The sequence below is a fragment of the Corynebacterium alimapuense genome (assembly GCF_003716585.1).
GTDB lineage: Bacteria > Actinomycetota > Actinomycetes > Mycobacteriales > Mycobacteriaceae > Corynebacterium > Corynebacterium alimapuense.
In genome coordinates, this window is the sequence record NZ_PTJO01000005.1 from 159,354 (window position 1) to 178,592 (window position 19,239).

The window sequence follows — 19,239 nt, forward strand, 5'->3', positions numbered from 1 at the left end:
GCTAGAACAGTCGGATGACGCTGTTGACAGCCTTGACATCGGGGGAATTGGTCAGTTCATCGACCGTGGCGGACAGATCGGATTCCAGGGCGCTATGGGTGACCACGATGAGCCGGGAGTGCTCACCGGATTCTTCCTGGCGAACGGTTTTCAAAGAGATCCCACGCACAGCGAACTTCGCTGCCAATTCAGCAAGCACGCCGGTACGATCAACGACATCCATGTCGATGTGGTAACGGGTATGCACTGCGCCAAAGTCGGCCACCGGCAGGTTGGCATAGGTGTTCTCGCCTGGAGCACGGCCACCGTGGACCTTGTTGCGGGCGGCGCCAACCATGTCGCCGAGCACCGCGGAAGCAGTGGGTGCTCCACCGGCACCGTTGCCGTAGAACATCAGGCGACCAGCTGCTTCGGCTTCAACGAAGATGGCATTGTAGGACTCGTTGACGCTAGCCAAGGGATGTTCCTTGGGAACCAATGTTGGGTGCACGCGGGCAGAAACAGCCTCGTTGCCTTCCGCATCAGTGATGCGCTCACAGATAGCCAGCAACTTGATGACATAGCCAGCGCTGCTGGCTGCGGAGATGTCATCCGCAGTGATCTTCGAAATGCCTTCGCAGTGGACGTCATTGAAATTGACTCGGGTGTGGAACCCCAGGGAGGCGAGAATCGCAGCCTTGGAGGCAGCGTCGTGGCCTTCGACATCAGCAGTCGGGTCAGCCTCGGCATAGCCCAAGCGGGTGGCCTCAGCCAATGCGTCACCGTAGGCGGCACCAGTGGACTCCATGGCATCCAAGATGAAGTTAGTGGTGCCGTTGACGATGCCAGAGATTCGCTCGATCTGGTCACCAGCGAGGGAACGGCGCAGCATGCCTACTACCGGGATAGCGGCGGCAACAGCAGCTTCAAAGTAGAGGTCAACATTTGCGGCATCAGCCGCTGCAGCGAGTTCATCAGCATGAGCGGCCACGAGTGCTTTATTTGCGGTGACCACAGATTTACCCGCTTTGAGGGCGGCCAAAACCACCCGGCGCGGGTAATCGATACCGCCGATGACCTCAACGACGATGTCAACGTCATCGCGGTTAATCAGGGTCATCGCATCATCGGTGAGCAGTTCTCTAGACACTCCGAGGCGAGGCTTCTCCAGATCTGAGACGGCCACTCCGCGCAATTCCATCCGGCCACCGATTCGGTGAGCCAAAGAATCGGAGTGCTCCTCCATCAGGCGCAGAACCTCTGAGCCAACGGTGCCGTGGCCAAGGATGGCGATACCGACGGCCTCACCGTCTCCCCTCCCTGGGTTATGAGTAGTGCTTTCAGGGTGAGCGGTGCTCGAGGTCATGATTCTCCCGTGGTTATCGTCCGTCTACTGGTAACTGATATCTATCTAGGCCAGCCTACCGGCCCAGTCATCTCCGGCCATTGTAGACCACTCGGTTCATCTTGGCTTCCCTACGGTTCAGTCAAAGACTTCACGGCGTGAATCATCTTCCCCAGCGATGACAATGGTGGCGTAGTTCGCACGGCCGGCCGGGACGATGCGGGCAGTGATTGACCCATGGGAACAAGAGTCCAAAATCTCTTGGAGTCGCAGATGAAGGGCAGCGAGCCGCGGATCGGCACCTACCCGATTAGGAAGGCTAAGCCCTGAATAGCGATCGTCGAGTAGCCGGACGTTCACTCCTCTAGCACGTGCCTCCCAGACCGCACGATTGACTGGAGTGACATCGAACAATGGAGAACGAATCGAATCCCGCAGCCTAAGCTCCAGCACATGGGCATTGCTCCGGCACACCTCTCCGTCGAAACTAGGATCAAGCACTGCCGCGACGCGGGAATCAATCCACTCCCTGGAATCAGTCAGGAAACGACGCTGGGTAGCCGCCACCTGCAACGCCATGGCCTGGCTTTGATCAATAGACAAACCCAAGGGAAGTCCCCTCGTGGTCACTTTGAATAGGCGAGAAATGAGCATTGCCGGTAGCAATACAATGCTCTTAGTAGCCAGATAGGCAGCACCGACTTCTGAAGGACCGAATCCAGACCTGGCCATCATCTCCGCCAAAATTAGACAACCTCCCCAAAGCGCCCAGGCTTCCCAAACCCTGTCCCGAATGGCCAGGTACGTACACATCAAAATAAGTACCCACGGGTACCACAGTTCAGGCCAATAGCTGACGGCTGGAGGATTATCTACTGATGCAGCAAGGAAAAAGACCACTACTGAACCCATAGTTACCACAGTGGGCCTGGCTGGCAGAGTCAATTCTTGACCTCTCAACAATGCCCACACCCCCACTGATACAGCCAGCAATGACACCACGTAGAAGAAGGGGCGAGGATGACTATTGTTCAAGCTCATTGCCAAAAAAAAGATAAGTACGGCAATTGCACTGCTTGGACGGAAGATCCTGTCTATTCCGACCATCTCGTAGGCGGAGGGAACCGCAATGTGGCCAAAGTCCGGTGGTTCATCCTCGCCTGTCGTTTCATGCCAGACCAGAGCAACTGAAGTTCCTTGCCCTGGCGCGGTCTCAATGTCTACGCTGCATCCATCAACAACCTGCATCCTTCCGGTGATAGCCACGCGGACCCCTGCCCGGCTACCAGGGATGCGAGCTAGGTCGAATCCAGGCCCATCGTCTCGGATAACTACGCTAACCCCCTGGCAGACTCCTTCAGAGGATTCCACCGAAAGCTGGCAGTCTACCTGGGCACCAGGCGCGTGAGAGGTAGTATTTGACGCTGCTTCTAGAGCAGCTTCCGACAAAGCAGCTGCCACATCAGCGGAAATCGTCGCGGTTTCTGGCAAGCTCTCTGGAGCAGTGATATCAATGTTCGGCGCGACCATCCGCAGCTGAGCTACTAGGTCGTGGAGCACTCCTGCCAGCAACAACCTGCGGGAATTCCTTGGGATCTCTGGAGTGAGTATCTTGACTCTGGCTGCGGAATCAGCTGGCGAAATCACTCCGCGACTGACGCCGTCTAGGTAAGTCAAAACCCGATCATGGACATGACCCAGGAAGCTAGTTTCTACTTCGTGCAAGGTTTTTAATCTAGCTACCTGTGACGCACTGTTTCGAGCGCGAGAGGCCGACTCATCGATAGCATGCGAGGCCTTAATCCCAGATTGCAATAGCACCAAAAAAGGGAGCATAAAAGCCAACGAATGGGATATCTCAAGCACAGTATTAAAACCCAGCGGGGTTCCAAGATTGACCACGGCGCAGGCTCCGATAACCACAATAGCCAGCAGCAACCCCCAGGTAGTAGGAAATACCATGATGAGCATGACCATCGGGATTCCGACAAAATCACCCAAGTAGATTTCGGTCAACGGAGACTGCCCAAAAATAGCCAGCAAGAGAAGGTGTCCAGCCACAACGACCACAAAACTCAAGCTGGCAAACCCCATGGCCAGCTGGTAAACCCGCTCACGGTGAATGAACCCTGCTGCGAAAACTCCAAGTATCGCGACAGTAAAGAGCAACGACACCATTGACTGAAGAGATTGGGTAGGCGAGACCAGCCCGCTCCGATAGTATTCCGAGCCATTGGCTCCGATAGCCATGAGCAACAGCCACGTCACGCTCGTTGCGAAAGCAACAATCCGCAGCATCGCCAGCGTGGCAATGGGCGAATAGATCTGTGATGTCGGTGCCTCTAGCTCGGAGCTTCTGGATGAGTGGATTGGGGCTGGCCGGTGAAATCCTGCGGGTAGAAACTCACTACTGACTGCAGTGGAGAACATCATCCCTCCCGTGGACCGGGAATGAAACCATCTTCCTGAGCCCTGCGGAATAGATCCACTTTGGTGTTGGCAGGACGTCCAGCCAGTGCGTATTTGCTCCGAATTCGACCGAGATAGTCCTGCACTGTGTCGGTGGATAAACCCGTCAACCGGGCTACCCGTTTAGCGGATTCCCCCATCGCATAAAGCTCGAGGACTTCTCGTTGACGCTGGGAGAGATTCACTGCGTGAAGCACTGGGTCGGAATCAATAATCCCAGCCCAGTCGGCGGTGGCATAGATCTGACCTTGCGCTGCCATCTGGATGGCGGTCACTAGATCTTCACACCGTGAAGACTTCTCTACTAACCCAGCTACTCCGGCGTGAAGCGCGCGCCTAATAAGAAAAGGGCTCTCTAAAGAGCTATAAACCAAGACACGCACTCCTGCTTCCTGGAGCTGGGTGGCGTTGACAAAGGGGTCACTGGCATCTGCAAGCCGTAGATCAAGCAGAACCACATCAACTGTGGGTTTAGCTGGACCCTTGATAAAAGAAAGAACCTCACCCACAGTGTTGTAGGTACCGACGAGATCAATCTCCTCGGCTGCGGCGAGCAGTTGTCCGAGTCCAAGAAGGGCAATCTCGTGGTCATCAATGGCGACCACATTTAACTTCATTTTTATGAATCTAACAGTTCGCACTAGCCATTATCGATGGAAATGACATGAAAAGCTCAAGCACCCCCATTTCGTTATGACTCCCTGAGAACCTTAAATAAAGTCCTACGTCAGTTGAGTGAAGCCAGCAGCTCTAGCTGCATAGGATTATTCGACACCGCAAGTACTCAGGCCATGGGTTTCAAAAACAAAACTATCAACCAGCGCTGCTCCGGCAGTTACTAGTCTTCCAAGGACAAAATGTCCTCGATGGTCTCTCGACGTAGCATCTGCCGAGAGCGACCGGCGCGGACGCTGACCACTGCCGGACGGGTGAAGGCGTTGTATCTGCTGGACATGGCGTAGCAATAGGCGCCAGTAGCAGCCAGCGCCAAGTAGTCACCGGTGGCGATGTCATTGGGAAATTCAGCATCCCGAACGAGGATGTCTCCGGATTCGCAATGGGAGCCGACTACTCGGGTAGCTATCTCGTCGCCTTCGCTAAACCGGGAGATTAGGCGAGCGTCATACTCTGATCCATAAAGTGCCGGACGAATATTATCCGACATGCCGCCATCCACGCTGAGGTAGCGGCGAGTGGTCTTCTCATCAACCGTGACATCCTTGACGGTGCCAACCTCATAAAGAGTCACTCCGGCGGGGCCGGCGATCGCACGGCCGGGCTCAACTAGGACCACGGGGGCGTCGATACCCAGCTCAGCTGCGGTCTTGGCCACGGCACTGAGCAGGTCGTGGGCGACCTCATCAACGTTGAGCGGCTCTTCGTCAGCGGTGTAGGCGATGCCATAGCCACCGCCTAAGTCCAGCATCGGTAGGTCAACGCCCAGCTCATCGTGGATCTTGGAATAGAGCTCAAGGACACGCTCAGCTGCGAGAGTAAAACCGGTGGCCTCGAACACCTGGGAACCGACGTGGCAATGCAGGCCAATCAGCGTGAGGTTCTCGGCGTTGGTGGCCGCTGCGGCTGCTCTAAAAGCAGAACCCGAGGCCAACGAGAAGCCAAATTTCTGATCTTCATGGCTGGTGGCAATAAATTCGTGGGTATGGGCCTCAATGCCCGGCTTGACCCGGATGAGCACCTCTTGGCAGATGCCTTCGGCAGCGGCGACGAAATCCAACAGCTCCAGCTCTTGCTCGGAGTCGAGCACGATATGCCCCACGCCTTCTTTCACACAAGCACGCAAGAAGTCGACGCTTTTATTGTTGCCGTGGGCGGTGATGCGTGCAGCAGGAAATTCAGCTGCCAGAGCAATGCGCAGCTCACCGATAGAGGCGACGTCGAGAGACAACCCTTCTTCATCGACCCAGCGAGCCACGGTCTTACTCAGGAAGGCTTTGGAGGCATAGTGAACATTCCCGGGATTCCCGAAGGCCCGAGCCATGTCTTGGCAGCGGGAGCGAAAGTCATCTTCGTCGATGACAAAGACTGGGGTGCCATATTCTTCGGCGATCTCTGGCAGTGGGACACCTGCAATGGTGACCACTCCGTCTTCTTGGCGTACGGCATTGCGCGGCCAGACATGGGCTGGGAGTTCGTTGAAAATCGTCATCTATCCCTTACATCCTCTCCGGGGCGTTCACGCCAACCAAAGCTAACGCATTGGCGAGAGTCTGTCGGGTGGCAGCAGCCAGCGCCAAGCGTGCCGAATGAATAGGCGCGGCAGTTTCATCCGACTTGGGCAGAATCTGACAGGTGTCATAGAAGCGGTGGAAAGTACCGGCGAGTTCTTCGGCGTAGCGGGCTACACGGTGCGGCTCACGCAGCTCTGCGGCGGCATTGACCACTGCGGGAAACTCACCCATGGTGCGAATGAGATCGCCTTCGCGGTCTTCGGTAAGCAGGGAAAGATCTGCCCCTTCAATCGAAACACCCACTTCAGCGGCCTTGCGCGCCAAAGAGCAGAGACGGGCGTGCCCGTATTGGACGTAGTAGACAGGGTTATCTGAGGACTGAGAGGCCCAAAGTGCCAAGTCGATGTCGAGAGAAGAATCCACCGAGGAACGGATCAGCGAGTAACGGGCAGCATCGATGCCAATAGCCTCAACCAGATCGTCGAGGGTGATCACCGTGCCGGCGCGCTTGGACATCCGCATGGCCTGGCCATCACGCACTAGGTTAACCATCTGACCGATCATGACCTCAACCTGCTCGGGGTCATAACCCAAGGCTGCCGCGGCAGCCTTCAGACGGGCGATATAGCCGTGGTGATCAGCACCAAGCATGTAGATGCACAGGTTGTGGCCGCGGTCGAATTTGTCCTTGACATAGGCGATATCGCCAGCGATATAGGCGGCCTGCCCATCGGACTTGATGACGACGCGGTCTTTATCGTCGCCGAAGTTAGTGGAGCGCAGCCACCAAGCGCCCTCGGACTCATAGAGGTTGCCGTTGTCTTTCAGGGTGGTTACTGCACGCTCGACTGCGCCGGATTCGAATAGCGAGTTCTCGTGGAAGAACACATCAAAGTCGGTGCCAAATTCGTGCAAAGAAGACCTGATGTGTTCGAACATCATGTCCACACCAATGGCGCGGAAGGTCTCTTGGACCTGCTCAGCGCTGCCGGTCAGTGCATCCGGCTGCTGAGTAAGAATCGCTTCGGCGATCTCTCCGATGTAATCCCCACCGTATCCATCCTCTGGGGTCGGCTCCCCCTTGGCGGCAGCTACCAAGGAACGCGAGTAACGGTCGATTTGTCCGCCATGATCATTGAAGTAGTACTCACGAGTAACCGTGGCACCCGCAGCAGTGAGCACACGACCAAGCGAATCGCCGACGGCTGCCCAGCGGGTTCCGCCGAGGTGGATCGGGCCGGTCGGGTTCGCGGAAACGAACTCCAAGTTGATCCGCTGATCGGCAAAACGCTTCGAGGTGCCGAAGTTGGCGCCTTCTTCGAGGACTTTGCCCACGATCGCGCCTTGTGCGGCCGCTGCCAGGCGGATGTTAATAAAACCGGGACCAGCGATCTCAGCGGTCTCGATGGCGGCATCCGTAGCCAATGCCTCGGCTAGCCAGGTAGCTAGCTCTCGAGGGTTAGTACCGACCTTCTTGGCCACCTGCAGGGCCACGTTGGTGGCATAGTCGCCGTGTTCAGGATTACGCGGTCGCTCGACGACCACCTTCGACGGAAGCACGGAGGTATCTAGGTCGCGGGAGGCGAGAACGCCGGTGGCGGCCTGGTGAATCAGGGTCGCGAGATCTGCAGGTGTCATGGCGGTCAAGTCTAGTGCACACCTAGCCGCTACCCACATCTGACCGGAGCTGTTATTGAGCAACTAAAAGTTCAGAACCAGATCGACCCTAGTGAGATTTCGACGAGAACCTGGCAATGTACGCAATGCACCTTGCTGGCTAGACCAGCTGCGGGCGTGGTTTTTGCCCAAAGCGTCGGCGGTTAGCTAGCTCACAGTGAGGCTTCTGCGACCTTCTGATCCGCAAACCTCATGATCTAGAATGTGGTAATAAAATGGCGCTCACCAGCTAAAAATGGACAGTAACCCCCGGCGATTCGGTTGCTATGATGGCGAGGTGTTAGACTCTGCACGTTGTCATTAACGGAGCAATCCTAGTGTGACGGGTCTTCGTAGCTCAGGGGATAGAGCATTGGTTTCCGGTACCAAAGGTCGCAGGTTCGAATCCTGTCGAGGACACATTTTTGGGCAATACTAGCCTATTTGCCCAGCTGGTACTACAAAAAAGCGACTCTGTTGTGAACTACTAAATGTAGCCACAACGGGGTCATTTTTTATCGCAAAGAACATCACTCCCCCTGCAACGGTGAAATGACTCCGCGGGCAAACTCCCGCGCGAGATTCTGCTAGCTGACTACCTGAGCAGACTAGCCATAGATTCGGCTCAATCTCAGTCGTTGACCTGATAGTGAGATCCCAGCAGCAGTGCTTCCACCCCATTGGCAGCGTCATAAACTAATGCCCACCGGAGGTCTTCTGGCGCTGGAATCTCCGGCGACATCAGCCAGTCTGTAGCCGCTGGCCCTGGAGAAACCTCCACGCGCAAGCGCCTAGCGGCCAACCACACAATCAGATCGAGCTCAAGTGGACTGATCTGTGCCTCAGGGGTGGCTTCGCCTTCCTCCTCATATCTTTCCTCCTCAGCTTCCCCACTCTCGTTTTCTGCATCCAGCACACCGGTTAGATAAAGCACGGTCAGTTGAGCGACCATACCCAGCACCAGCTGCATTACATCCTCGTTGCCAGTATCAAGGTTGACGTTGAGGAGGAAGAGAATCTCACAGTCATAGAGCCCAGTGCCCAGCACGTCCTCGGCGTCAAAATTTAGCTCACAGGATATTCCCTCAGCCAAACCTAAATCCCAGCGCACGAGACCACCAGATTCTAGGATCTGGCCAAACATCTTCCGTTCTTGGACTCCCACATGGTCAGCAAATTCGGAGAACTCTGGAACCGAAATCTCTGGCGAGCGAACTTCTCGATGTTCGATTGGATCGATCAGGTCATCCAGAGCAGCCCCAGTTATATCCTCGGCCAAAAAGAGCTCCACCGGTTGCCCATGAGAGCTCGGCACCACGATGGGACGGGCACCGTCTGCCAGCCAGCATGCAGAGATCGACCACTCAACTTCCGGATACAGCGGCCTCCGACACAACTGATCCCATGTGAGCTCGTCCGCAATCACCTCGTACCCATAGCGCTGCGCGAGTTGCCCAGCTGCCACCATGGCCTGATTGGTACCGAGTCCGACGTTTTCCGCGGTGTACTCCAGTATCCAACGCTCGACTGCAGCTCGATGCGCCGGTTCCGCGATCTCCCCGATCTCTCGGGCAGCCGCTACGAGACTTTTCACCATGTCCATGAGCGTGATTCCAGCACACGCACCCGACATGAGCTGGATATATCCCCTAACAACACCGAACACACATGCGCTAGAAGTGCCCCTTTTTATCCGCCGAGGATGAAAGAAGAAATCAACCACTCACAACTGTGAGACTAAACTAGCCGATTGCCCCGTTCGACGCGCAACAGACAAGGCCACACCATGCTTTTCCTGGCACACCTGGATGTATCATTACCCGAATCTCTGGCTCCAGAGCTATTCGAAGACTTTCAACTCCGGGAGCAGAAGTATGCCCGAGATCTGCAGGGGGCTGGCATTATCACGGGGCTGTGGCAAGAAGTGGGCCAAGCCTCGAGTTATTGCCTCATTGAGGTATCAGATACTGATCAGTTGCAAGAAGTCCTCAGCGGATTTCCGCTCTACAGATACTTTGATGTCCAGATCACGCCTCTGACGCAACACCCCAACGCAGTCTAAAGGGGTCAATTCAGCTACGCGGCATAATCAGCCACGCGATGATATAGGCAATAAACTGCGGGCCAGGAAGCAAAATCGAGGCGATAAAGATCAATCGAACGAGAGTGGAATTCCACTCATAGGTCTCAGCGATGCCACCGAGAACACCCGCGACGTATTTATCAGTCGTCGACCGGTGTAGTCGGCGCTGTTGCCTCGGAATGCTGATATTTTCATCGGGATTATATGGGTTAGCCATGAGAGATCTCCTGCAGCATTGAGACAGTGGACTGGTACTTAAAGTCCATTGTCCCCCATTTAAGGCTCCAAGGGCATCGGGGTTTCCCCTGAAACAATCCCAAGTTTAGCCCTCAGGGTGGGAACAAAAATCTGGCTCTCCAGGCAGATTATTAACATCAAGCACGCCTTGGCAGAAGTCGCGGAGACTTTCAAACTGCTCTCGACTCATGTGGTCGAATACCACCCGTCGAACGCTTTCGACATGGGCAGGAGCTGCGGACTCTAAGCGCTCGGCGCCTTCTGGGGTCAGATAAACCTCTACGCCTCGGGCATCGCAGGCACTTGGGCGTTTACCCACTAGACCGCGGCGTTGCATGCGGGTGATCTGGTGGGACGCTCTAGACCTGTCCCAGTCCAACATGCAGCACAGATCACGCAACCGCAGCACCTGTTCGGGAGCCTCGTTCAGCGAGACTAACACCGCAAACTCCGGCGTAGAGACCTCACTATTTGCTAGCAGGGTCTCATCCAAGATTCGGTCAATCTTCCGGTTCGCTGCAAGCATGAGCCGCCAAAAGGCCTGCTCTTCGTCATTGAGCCAATGCGGTTGAGTAGCCATGCAAAAACTATAGCCGGTGAGGTTGTGACATCAACAATCCTCGAGTCTTCTGTAGCTTGCCGTGGACCAATTTTTCTGACCCACAATCTGGACCCACTACCAGCAGATTCAATATTTGAATGCACTTCAATCACAATATATGTTGACGCGTCACCAACTTGTGTTAGGGTCTCCCTCAACAACGAAGGCATCGGGAATTCCCGATTCCGCAAAATCAACTACCTAAGGAGCTTTTTTCCATGAATAACCTCAACGGCACCTGGATCCTCGACACCTCGCACACCGCGATTGGCTTCAGCGCCCGCCATGCCATGGTCACCACCGTCCGTGGCCGCTTCGCTGAATTCGACAGCACCGTGGTCATTGACAACGAAAACCCAGCAGCCAACTCGGCCACCGCCGTTATCAAAACGACCTCGATCGATACCGGCAACGCCGACCGTGACGGCCACGTCCGCAGCGCTGATTTCTTCGACGTGGACAATCACCCGGAGATCACCTTCGCGGCTAAGGGATTCGACATCGACGCAGACGAGGGCACCGTTACCGGTGACCTAACGATTAAGGGCATCACTAAGCAGGTCACCCTGGACGTCGAGATCGCCGGCGTCGAGGAGGATCCCTTTGGCAACCTGCGCATCGGTTTCGAGGCCTCCACCAAGATCAACCGCAAGGACTTCGGCATCGATTTCCAGGCCCCACTGGGCTCCGGCGGCATCTTGGTTTCCGAGAGCATCAAGATTCAGATCGATGGTTCCGGTATCAAACAGGACTGAGACTGCACTAACATACACCTCCCATTGATCGCTCAACGATCAATGGGAGGTGGTCTTCTTAAAGCAGCCTGCCGGTAGCTTTAAGGTCCGCGATCGCAAATTCCTGGCGCCCGACAACTCGGTCATAGCGCTGGGGCACGCAAGTCAAAACAATAACCTGGCTAGTTTTTCCCATCTCGCTAAACAGAGTTGCCATCAGCTGTAAGCGCGAGGGATCAGTAGAGCCCAAGGCATCATCGATGACCACCGGTACTGGTACCTGCCCATCATCGGATTCTCGAGATACCAATCCGGCGATGGCGAAACGAGTGAGAATGGCCAGCTGTTCTTTGGCACCTCCGGAGAGACTCTCCAGATCGACGGTGCTAGCGCCAATACTGCGGTGAGTCACCGCCAAGTCTTCTGAGAGTCCGAACTCCACATCATGGCCGAAGACGGTGCGAGCCAACTGCGAGAGCTGATCTGCAAACGGCTGAGCGTAGCGGGCACGCACGATATCTCGGTGACGGTGCATACTCTCTCGCAAAAGCCTCGCTGCCTCCGCGCGGCGAGTCACCGAATCCAGCCGATGGGTCGCTGCCTCAAGTGCAGATTCTGCTTTCTCCAAGCGTTCAGCCGCACCAGTAGCAAGACCAATACCGCCGCTGAGCTTAGCCAGCTCGTTGTCGCAGCGAATTACCGAATCTCGCAGACTAGCTACCCGAGCTAGCGCACCTTCATGAAGATCACTAGCCAACTTCGGATCAACAGCAGCCACCTTCTCCTGTGCCAGAGCCAACTGCGCGATCAAATCATCATGAGCCAAGCTGGCTTTCTCTACTCCCGCAGCCAAGTCCTCGGCGCTGGCTTTAAGATCGGTGGCCGCCAGCCGCCGCTTTGCCACAGCCAAGGTCTCCTCCGCCGCCTCAATACGAATCTTGAGCTCGCTATACGCTTGAGAATGGCGTCGCTGACGAAAGGGACTCAGCGCTGCAGCTAAGGTGGCGGCTTCCTCACCAGCGGCATCTTGTTCTTGTTCAGCCTTGGCCACCACTACCGCGGCAGCCGCCGCATCGAGGTCTTCCGGTAGTTCTGCGTCTTGGTCTAGATCGGCGAGTAACCGCTTGTGCTCGGCAGCCAGTTCCTCTGGATCTTTCCCCGACAACAAGGCAGACCGTTGCCTATTGAGCGCTGCAAGCTGCTCTGTTGCCTCGCGCGCTGCATCTCGCAGGTCCCGAACTCCCGCTAAATCCTGAGCTCCGAAGGTCTCCAGCAGCTCCTCGAGCACATCTTGGGCGCTAGCCACCAGATCTGCACCGGAGCCAGACTCAGACAAACCGGCCAGATAACGGGCACTGACTCCAGCAATGACCACTTCCATGCCATCTTTTAGCTCTACTGCCACCGATTCTTGGCCAAGCTCTACTGTTTCACCATCGACGGTGATCGAGGTGCCAGTAGTCGCGGTTACTTCTAGCTTGGCAGCAGCCTGGGCGTGCAGCTGTTGCTGGACTAGGAGATCCGAGGAGGCCTCTTCTACTTTGCGAACATCATCATCGGTGACCTGATAACCACTGGACTGTACTAATAACCGCTGAATGTCTTCATTAAGCTCATCTAACTGAGCCAGTTGATCGGCCAAGTCATCCCGGCGCGCGCTGGCTTCAAGCAGACGGGCCTGCTTTCTGGCCAGGCGTAGATCAGTTCCTGCTTTGTGCTGCCTAGTGTGAGCATCGGCTAGTTGTTTTTCCAATAACTCCAGTTGAGCGCTTTCCTGCTCAGCGGCGGCAGCTGCTTCTTCCAACCCGGAGGTCAGCTCAGCTAAGCCCTCATTAGCCGTGTCGATCTCTTGGGCCAGCAGTTTTCGGTTGGCGATGAGCTCTTGGGCGTGTGCTAGATCTTCGGCAGCACGTGCTACCTCCGCACACAAGGCATCCGCCTGCGCTTGTGCTTTGGCCGCTAGCTCGGCCTTCTCGCCTAGTTCTGTGGCCTCTGCTTCGGCGGCCGGAAGCTCATCCTTGGCCAACTCCCGGTCCCGAGTCATCCGATCAAAGCGAGAGACAAACTCGTTGAGCTCGGCGTTATCCGCCGCTGCTTGGCTCCATTCCTCCTGCGCGGCCTCGCAAATCTCGCGTGCCTTCTTTAGTTCACCGGTCTCTTTGCCCGCAGCTGCGGTGAAATAGCGCAGGTATTGCTTTTCCACCGCTGCCATGAGAGCTAGATCCTCGGTGCCGGGGGTGTCCTTAGTAGCAGAGCTCCCATCAAGCGCCTTGCTTAAAGTAGGTATTCCGGCTGCTGCCACACTCGCCCCGAGATCGTCTTGGCGCAGAAACAACGTGGAGAATAAATCTTGGTCAAGGTGTTCACTAATGATCTCCTCAAGCCTGGCTTCGGCTTGTTCGCCGGTGAGACTCTCGCGTTGCGGTGAGGTGATCTGAAGACGTGCACTTTTTCCTTTGAACCACGTCTTTTCAATGGTGAAGCTCACCTGCCCCATGCTCGCGCTCAACGAAACGGCTGGAGAGGCATCGCGGTGGACCGGCCGGAGAGGTTTGGTGTACTTATTGTTGGCCCCATGTTTCTGGGTGAGCACGATATTGATCGCATCCAGGATGGTGGATTTACCCTGCTCATTGTCACCATGGATGACAATGACCCCGGTGGCCGGCAGCTCAGTGAGCTCCAAATGCTCGATGGCGCGGACGTTATCGATGGTCAAAGAGTGAATACGCATCAGCTTTAAGCCTCCTTGGCCAGTCGAAAGAAGAGATTGACAGCATCGCGAGCAGTTGGATCGGTTTCTGCTTGCTGAGCCAACTCCGCCAACGCGGCGGCCGGGTAGCCGCCAATGCCCAGATCAGCGAGCTCTTGCTCGTCTGGTTCCAAATGCAGATCATTGAGCCGCTCACGCTCAAAAAGCGCAGCAAATACTGGGCGATGTGTCTCCAAACCTTTTTCCAGCGTCCTGGTTGCCGCAATATCGAGGGTGCCGCGCAGGCTGTATTTAATGACCGTTCGATCTTTATGCGGGTAAGCCTCAAGGGCAGTGAGAAATTCCGCTACGTCTTCGGCGGATCCTAATTCCCGGTCAATCGCCTCAAAAACCCACTCCCCCACGGCCACTTCATCAACCTCTACGGTTGCATCCAGTGTCGCCGTTTTAGTCACAGTGACTATCAGTGCGTTGCCCGAGTTATCCTCACCTCCAGTGTCGCCTGCGGCTAGATCATGGAAATCGGTGGTCTCCGGTGCCCCAGAAAACCACACCCGCCCAGAGTTACCCACCGGCCGAGCAGAGTGAGTATCACCCAGCGCCAGGTAGTCCACGGTTCCTGCTGCCAGAGCTTGCTCAACATAGGACAGGTCAATCAAATCGGGATGATGCTCATTGCTGCGGGCTTCGGCCTGCCCATGTCCGACGAGAATGCGAATATCAGCAGTAGGTTCCAACGGCTCCAATGCCTGACGAACTAGATCCGTGGTCGCGTGTTTGCTCAACAGCGGAGCCCCGACTATTTCTACGCCTTCACTCACGGCTACCGGAGTGCTATCTCCTAAAATATGCACCCCAGCAATATCTCTGGCTTGATAAAAGATCGAATCCGCCACCAGTGGATCGTGGTTTCCCGGCAGCAAAAACACTGGCACAGGCAGTGCACGTAGCCGTTCTTTCACCCGGCCAGTTACTCGTTGTGAAAGCGAATTATGTTCAAATACATCACCGGCGATGACGATGAAGGCGCAATCTCGCGCCTGAGCGATCTGCCCCAACCGGTCAATGGAGCGCAGACGAGCATCATCGAAACGGCCCTGGGCTTCATCATCAAGAAACCAGCGGGTCATCCCTAACTGCAGATCAGAGGTGTGCAGGAAACTAATCGAGGTCATGGTTCAAGATCTAGCACGCCACCCCGACACAAATGATCATAAAGATCCTCCAAGTCCGATACTGCTCGCAGCTGTTCGATATTGGTATAGGAAATAGTGCGCATCGCTTTGTGTAAGAGATCGAGGTCCGAATCCTCTAGAGCTGGCGCTACCTTCGGATTAGGTAGGTCTGGAAAATCTCGGCCCGTCCAGAACTTCTCCGGGTCTGATTCAGATTCCCGGGAGGCATTCTGAGCTTGCGCCATCACCGCTTGTTCGAGGGAGACTAAGTTCATCCCGCGCAGCTCAAAGAGCATGAGCGGATCAGCGTCGATCTTCGCTGCCAGCTTTTCGACGACCGCGACCTTGTGTTTACACACCGGTGCAGAATCCGGGCAATCACACAAGAGTCGAATATCATCCAGATCCTCGGCTAAGAGGACTTCCAACAAGCTCTCCGAGACTTCTCCCTGCCTGGCGCGGCGCAGCCCATTAGGTGTGCGGGCTAATTCTGCTGCCACCCCGGCAATATCATCGGTTGAGCGATAGGGCAGCTGGATTGTGACATTAAAGGGCTCGTTTTGCGAGCCTGCGACCTGACCGTGGACTCTCCCAGAGAGAATCTCCAGGGAGACCACGTGCCCACCGGTGGCATATTGCCGACCACGGGTCAGCCGGCCGGAATCGGCGCGGTTAGTCACGACGTCGATAAGCAATTGGGCAGCTGGTGCCATCGCCGGTCGCGGGCGTCGCGGAGTGGACTTGGATACCTCTGTCGGCCCAGAGACCCTGGTGCGCGAGCCGAAATTGGCGTAGATGACATTGTCTTCTTGTGGTCGCTGCGACATCTACTTCTCCATTCCGCGGTAGCTCATCAACTCGGCCAGCTGATCTGGGCCGAGCTCCGTGATCCAGCCTTCGCCTTCACCGATGACCGCACCTGCTAGTTCGGTCTTGCCATCCAAAATATCCTGGATGGATTCCTCCAGCGTGCCGGCAGTAATCATCTTGTACACCGCGACGTTACGCTCTTGGCCGATCCGGAAGGCGCGGTCGGTAGCCTGGTTTTCCACCGCGGGGTTCCACCAGCGATCCATGTGCACCACGATGCTTGCAGCGGTGAGGTTGAGTCCAGTACCACCAGCTTTGAGCGAAAGAATCATCGCTCGAGGACCATCATCAGCTTGGAATCCAGCCACCATTCGATCACGCCCGGTCTTACTCACCCCACCATGTAAGAAAGGAATGCGCTCCCCGAGTCGTTCGGAAAGATAGGGTGCCAAAAGGTCACCGAAGGCTCGGTACTGGGTAAAGATGAGCATCCGCTGATCAGATTCAACAGCCGCATCAATCAGGCGGATCAATTCTTCGACCTTGCCCGAGCGATGTCGCCCCTTCAGCGTCACGGAGGACCCATCCCCCAAGTAATGCGCAGGGTGATTACAGATCTGCTTGATTCTGGTGATGGTAGCCAGCACTAGCCCGCGCCGAGCCATGCCGTGGCGCTGCTCCAATTGCAATTGCACATCATCAACCAGAGCTTTGTAGAGAGCAGCCTGCTCAGCGGTCATCTCGACGGTGATAATCTCCTCGTTTTTCTCCGGCAGATCATCAATGATGGTGGGATCAGTTTTCAATCGGCGCAGAATAAACGGCGCCGTAAGCTGGCGCAGCCGCCCCGTCATCGCTTCGTCTTGTTCACGCTCAATGGCCTTGGCAAAGTGATTACGGAAGAAACTGGTGGATCCGAGCACCCCTGGGTTACAGAAATCGAGGATCGAGCGCATCTCACTGAGTCGGTTTTCCACCGGAGTACCAGTCAGCGCAATGCGATGCCGGCTAGGCAGCGAGCGCACTGCCTTAGATGAACGGGTAGAAGAGTTCTTAATAGCCTGAGCTTCATCGAGGACCACTCGGTCCCAGTTGATCTCGCCGAGCTCTTGAAAATCCCGACCCACCACTCCGTAGCTGGTGACAAATAAATCAGTCTGAGCCAATGCCTCAGTCAACTGCTCACCGTGGAGGCGGTCGGGACCATGATGGACCAACACGCGCAGGGAGGGAACGAAACGAGCTGCTTCCTTGGCCCAGTTGCCCACCACCGACGTCGGAGCCACCACCATGGTGGGAGCTGGGGCTTCACCGCGATCATGTTCAACTGCCAACATGGCCAGAAGCTGCAGTGTTTTGCCTAGCCCCATGTCATCTGCCAGCACCGCGCCGAGATTATTGCGTGACATCCAGTAGAGCCAATCCACTCCGCGATGCTGGTAGTCACGCAGTTGCGCATGAACCGTATCGGGCAGGTCAATCCGCTCTGGAGCTGGTGCAGATGTCCCGCCGAGCAAGGAGGAATGCCAGCCTGAGCCGGTAAATTCCACTGGTTCCTCGGCCATTGCTTCCACGGCTAATTGGCGCAGCTCAGCCAAAGTGACCTCGCCAGCCTCGTGCTGACCCGAGAAGTCTTGATTGAAGTCCTCGCGGCGGGCATCAACATCGGCGACCAAGGCTTCCCAACCTGGTTGCTCGGCCACCCGTGCGCGTTCGGCCACCGCAGCAGATTGCTCTAATTCCTTGAGCCGGCGTTTCCGGGAGGTAGCAGCCAGCTCATCCATATAGCCGGTAATTTTGCCCAGGGCCGTGGCATCTGCCATGACCCATTCTCCGCGAAGTCGAATCAGCCCAGACTTGGAGTTGACCAGCTCAGCCATCTCCTCATCACTGAGCTCAACATCGCCGACCGATAGCCGCCAGTTGTATTCGACCAGCTGATCGAGCCCGATATGCGCCTTGGTCGCGGCTACCGCTGGGTCACGGATTTCGGAAGTCTCCAAGTGCGCCTTGGTCTCATAGCTCGACCACGCCTTGGGCAACATCACATTAAAACCAGCGGCCTGCAGGCGAGCAACATCCCGCGAGACCAAATCGACGATCTCAGCGGTGGTCAGGTGAACGTCCCAATCACCGGCCTGGTTGCTGTGATATTCGGCAAACCGAGTCCGCTGCGCCGGATCAAGCAACTCGCTCACCGCGATTGCTCGGCGTTGTGATTCCCGCAGCTTTTCGACGCTCGCTCGGTCAAGCTCCTCAACTTTGATCGGCCGCGGTGCGTCAGTGCCCGAACGAACCTGCACGCGCAACGGCCAGGTTGCATCATCGGCGTCGGTGATCTCCACGGCATTTTTTGGTGGTTCCTCGACGATGATCACTAACTGGAGATCAACGGAGGTAATCGAGTCCTTCCACTCCTTGATCGAGCGAAGCAAGGTTGGCCCACCACGGCGCAAGGGGGTGGAATGCAGAATCGAATCAGCAAAATCATGCCAAGGATAAGGACGAGTGGAATCTGCTACTTCAGACAAGAGAGCTGAGGCGTTCCAATGAATCAAACTGTCAGCGATCTCATCGAGACGACGATTATTAGCTGTCAGAATCCCTGGCGCGGCAGCGATCATTTCCGCTAGCCAGCCCCGCTCCCCCAATCCGGAGGCCAATTGCCACTGCGGCCACCACTGGCCGTCTTCAAAAGCGAGCTTGGGCACCACTCGGCCAGCGGCGGCAAACCGGGTCATCCCCAGATTCATGCGCACCAACCATTCCAGATCCGGCGCGATGCTCTTTCGCTGCGACTTCGTTGCGGCAGCACCCGGTTCTAAGAGAAAAGCTAGCTGGCTTAAGACTGTCACTGCTTGTTCTGGGGCATAGGCCGCGGTGGGGATACCCAGAGTGACTTCTTTGCCCTTGGGAGTGCGCAGCTGCACGCGCAGGGGATGACGGAACGAACGATCGTCGAGAAGCGAACGCGCAGCGGGAGGGAACGCATCCTCAGGTGCAGAAGAAGGCAAAATCACGCGGTGGCCTTGTACCTGCTCGACCCAAAGGTGGAGACCAGAGGTCATCCAGAGGCCGTGCAAGAGGAAAGAAGGCATAAGGATAGTTCTACCACCCGAGCCCTCAAAGGCCACGGCGCGGACCAAACCTTAAGAAAAATCGCCTTCGTTATAGTTTTGTTATTACGAAGGCTACTCCCAGGTTACTGCCCGGATATTCCAATGTTTGTTCCGAATGTTCGACAGAAA

14 protein-coding genes and 1 tRNA gene are annotated in these 19,239 nt (G+C 56.1%); 3 read left to right on the plus strand and 12 right to left on the minus strand.

Translation table 11 applies throughout. From position 1 onward, the window contains the following. Position 1: 1 nt before the first annotated feature. The 5 genes from C5L39_RS07850 to argS form a co-directional block, all read right to left on the minus strand. Positions 2-1,345, minus strand: coding sequence for a homoserine dehydrogenase (locus tag C5L39_RS07850; protein WP_123048346.1), 1,344 nt, complete (start codon positions 1,343-1,345; stop codon positions 2-4). A gap of 117 nt (positions 1,346-1,462) precedes the next feature. Then, positions 1,463-3,757: a hypothetical protein gene (locus C5L39_RS07855; protein WP_123048347.1), complete on the minus strand. Its 2,295-nt coding sequence runs from the start codon at positions 3,755-3,757 to the stop codon at positions 1,463-1,465. Continuing rightward, positions 3,754-4,410, minus strand: coding sequence for a response regulator transcription factor (locus C5L39_RS07860; protein ID WP_123048348.1), 657 nt, complete (start codon positions 4,408-4,410; stop codon positions 3,754-3,756). Before C5L39_RS07860 ends, C5L39_RS07855 begins: the two co-directional genes overlap by 4 nt. A gap of 221 nt (positions 4,411-4,631) precedes the next feature. Next, positions 4,632-5,960 carry a diaminopimelate decarboxylase gene (lysA, locus tag C5L39_RS07865; protein WP_123048349.1) on the minus strand — a complete coding sequence of 443 codons (1,329 nt, stop codon included), beginning with the start codon at positions 5,958-5,960 and terminating at the stop codon, positions 4,632-4,634. 7 nt (positions 5,961-5,967) lie between these two features. After that, a complete protein-coding gene (argS, locus tag C5L39_RS07870; RefSeq protein WP_123048350.1) occupies positions 5,968-7,620 on the minus strand; it encodes an arginine--tRNA ligase in 1,653 nt (550 codons plus the stop codon). A gap of 365 nt (positions 7,621-7,985) precedes the next feature. Here argS and C5L39_RS07875 point away from each other — a divergent pair. Further along, positions 7,986-8,058: transfer RNA gene (locus tag C5L39_RS07875), tRNA-Arg, on the plus strand. Positions 8,059-8,269: 211 nt separating this feature from the next. Here C5L39_RS07875 and C5L39_RS07880 read toward each other — a convergent pair. Next, the gene (locus tag C5L39_RS07880) at positions 8,270-9,241 is read right to left on the minus strand and encodes a hypothetical protein (RefSeq protein ID WP_123048351.1); all 972 of its coding nucleotides are present in this window, start codon (positions 9,239-9,241) and stop codon (positions 8,270-8,272) included. Between the two features lie 183 nt (positions 9,242-9,424). On the opposite strand from C5L39_RS07880, the gene C5L39_RS07885 reads away from it, so the two are divergent. Further along, positions 9,425-9,700 carry a muconolactone Delta-isomerase gene (locus C5L39_RS07885; RefSeq protein WP_123048352.1) on the plus strand — a complete coding sequence of 92 codons (276 nt, stop codon included), beginning with the start codon at positions 9,425-9,427 and terminating at the stop codon, positions 9,698-9,700. 10 nt (positions 9,701-9,710) lie between these two features. Here C5L39_RS07885 and C5L39_RS07890 read toward each other — a convergent pair whose 3' ends face one another. Next, entirely contained in the window at positions 9,711-9,938 is a 228-nt protein-coding gene (locus C5L39_RS07890) for a PspC domain-containing protein (RefSeq protein WP_123048353.1), read from the minus strand. A gap of 105 nt (positions 9,939-10,043) precedes the next feature. After that, a complete protein-coding gene (locus C5L39_RS07895; protein WP_123048354.1) occupies positions 10,044-10,538 on the minus strand; it encodes a MarR family winged helix-turn-helix transcriptional regulator in 495 nt (164 codons plus the stop codon). A gap of 239 nt (positions 10,539-10,777) precedes the next feature. Between C5L39_RS07895 and C5L39_RS07900 the strand changes: the two genes are divergently transcribed. Further along, a complete protein-coding gene (locus tag C5L39_RS07900) occupies positions 10,778-11,314 on the plus strand; it encodes a YceI family protein (RefSeq protein ID WP_123048355.1) in 537 nt (178 codons plus the stop codon). Between the two features lie 58 nt (positions 11,315-11,372). Here C5L39_RS07900 and C5L39_RS07905 read toward each other — a convergent pair whose 3' ends face one another. Genes C5L39_RS07905 through C5L39_RS07920 form a run of 4 tightly spaced genes read right to left on the minus strand, consistent with a single transcriptional unit; the run spans position 11,373 to position 19,089 of the window. After that, positions 11,373-14,027 carry an AAA family ATPase gene (locus C5L39_RS07905; RefSeq protein WP_123048356.1) on the minus strand — a complete coding sequence of 885 codons (2,655 nt, stop codon included), beginning with the start codon at positions 14,025-14,027 and terminating at the stop codon, positions 11,373-11,375. 5 nt (positions 14,028-14,032) lie between these two features. Continuing rightward, positions 14,033-15,181, minus strand: a complete 1,149-nt coding sequence (locus tag C5L39_RS07910; RefSeq protein WP_123048357.1) for a metallophosphoesterase family protein — start codon at positions 15,179-15,181, stop codon at positions 14,033-14,035. Beyond that, entirely contained in the window at positions 15,178-16,008 is an 831-nt protein-coding gene (locus C5L39_RS07915; RefSeq protein ID WP_123048358.1) for an SWIM zinc finger family protein, read from the minus strand. The genes C5L39_RS07910 and C5L39_RS07915 overlap by 4 nt, the downstream gene beginning before the upstream one ends. Continuing rightward, positions 16,009-19,089: a DEAD/DEAH box helicase gene (locus C5L39_RS07920; RefSeq protein WP_123048359.1), complete on the minus strand. Its 3,081-nt coding sequence runs from the start codon at positions 19,087-19,089 to the stop codon at positions 16,009-16,011. Positions 19,090-19,239: the final 150 nt, after the last annotated feature.

Excerpts from the sequence above, each read along its gene's own strand:
- C5L39_RS07890 (WP_123048353.1), bottom strand. The coding sequence starts at position 9,938 with ATGGCTAACCCATATAATCCCGATGAAAATATCAGCATTCCGAGGCAA.
- C5L39_RS07850 (WP_123048346.1), bottom strand. The coding sequence starts at position 1,345 with ATGACCTCGAGCACCGCTCACCCTGAAAGCACTACTCATAACCCAGGG.
- C5L39_RS07900 (WP_123048355.1), top strand. The coding sequence starts at position 10,778 with ATGAATAACCTCAACGGCACCTGGATCCTCGACACCTCGCACACCGCG.
- C5L39_RS07915 (WP_123048358.1), bottom strand. The coding sequence starts at position 16,008 with ATGTCGCAGCGACCACAAGAAGACAATGTCATCTACGCCAATTTCGGC.
- C5L39_RS07910 (WP_123048357.1), bottom strand. The coding sequence starts at position 15,181 with ATGACCTCGATTAGTTTCCTGCACACCTCTGATCTGCAGTTAGGGATG.
- C5L39_RS07895 (WP_123048354.1), bottom strand. The coding sequence starts at position 10,538 with ATGGCTACTCAACCGCATTGGCTCAATGACGAAGAGCAGGCCTTTTGG.
- lysA (WP_123048349.1), bottom strand. The coding sequence starts at position 5,960 with ATGACGATTTTCAACGAACTCCCAGCCCATGTCTGGCCGCGCAATGCC.
- argS (WP_123048350.1), bottom strand. The coding sequence starts at position 7,620 with ATGACACCTGCAGATCTCGCGACCCTGATTCACCAGGCCGCCACCGGC.
- C5L39_RS07880 (WP_123048351.1), bottom strand. The coding sequence starts at position 9,241 with ATGGACATGGTGAAAAGTCTCGTAGCGGCTGCCCGAGAGATCGGGGAG.
- C5L39_RS07860 (WP_123048348.1), bottom strand. The coding sequence starts at position 4,410 with ATGAAGTTAAATGTGGTCGCCATTGATGACCACGAGATTGCCCTTCTT.
- C5L39_RS07885 (WP_123048352.1), top strand. The coding sequence starts at position 9,425 with ATGCTTTTCCTGGCACACCTGGATGTATCATTACCCGAATCTCTGGCT.
- C5L39_RS07920 (WP_123048359.1), bottom strand. The coding sequence starts at position 19,089 with ATGCCTTCTTTCCTCTTGCACGGCCTCTGGATGACCTCTGGTCTCCAC.
- C5L39_RS07855 (WP_123048347.1), bottom strand. The coding sequence starts at position 3,757 with ATGATGTTCTCCACTGCAGTCAGTAGTGAGTTTCTACCCGCAGGATTT.
- C5L39_RS07905 (WP_123048356.1), bottom strand. The coding sequence starts at position 14,027 with ATGCGTATTCACTCTTTGACCATCGATAACGTCCGCGCCATCGAGCAT.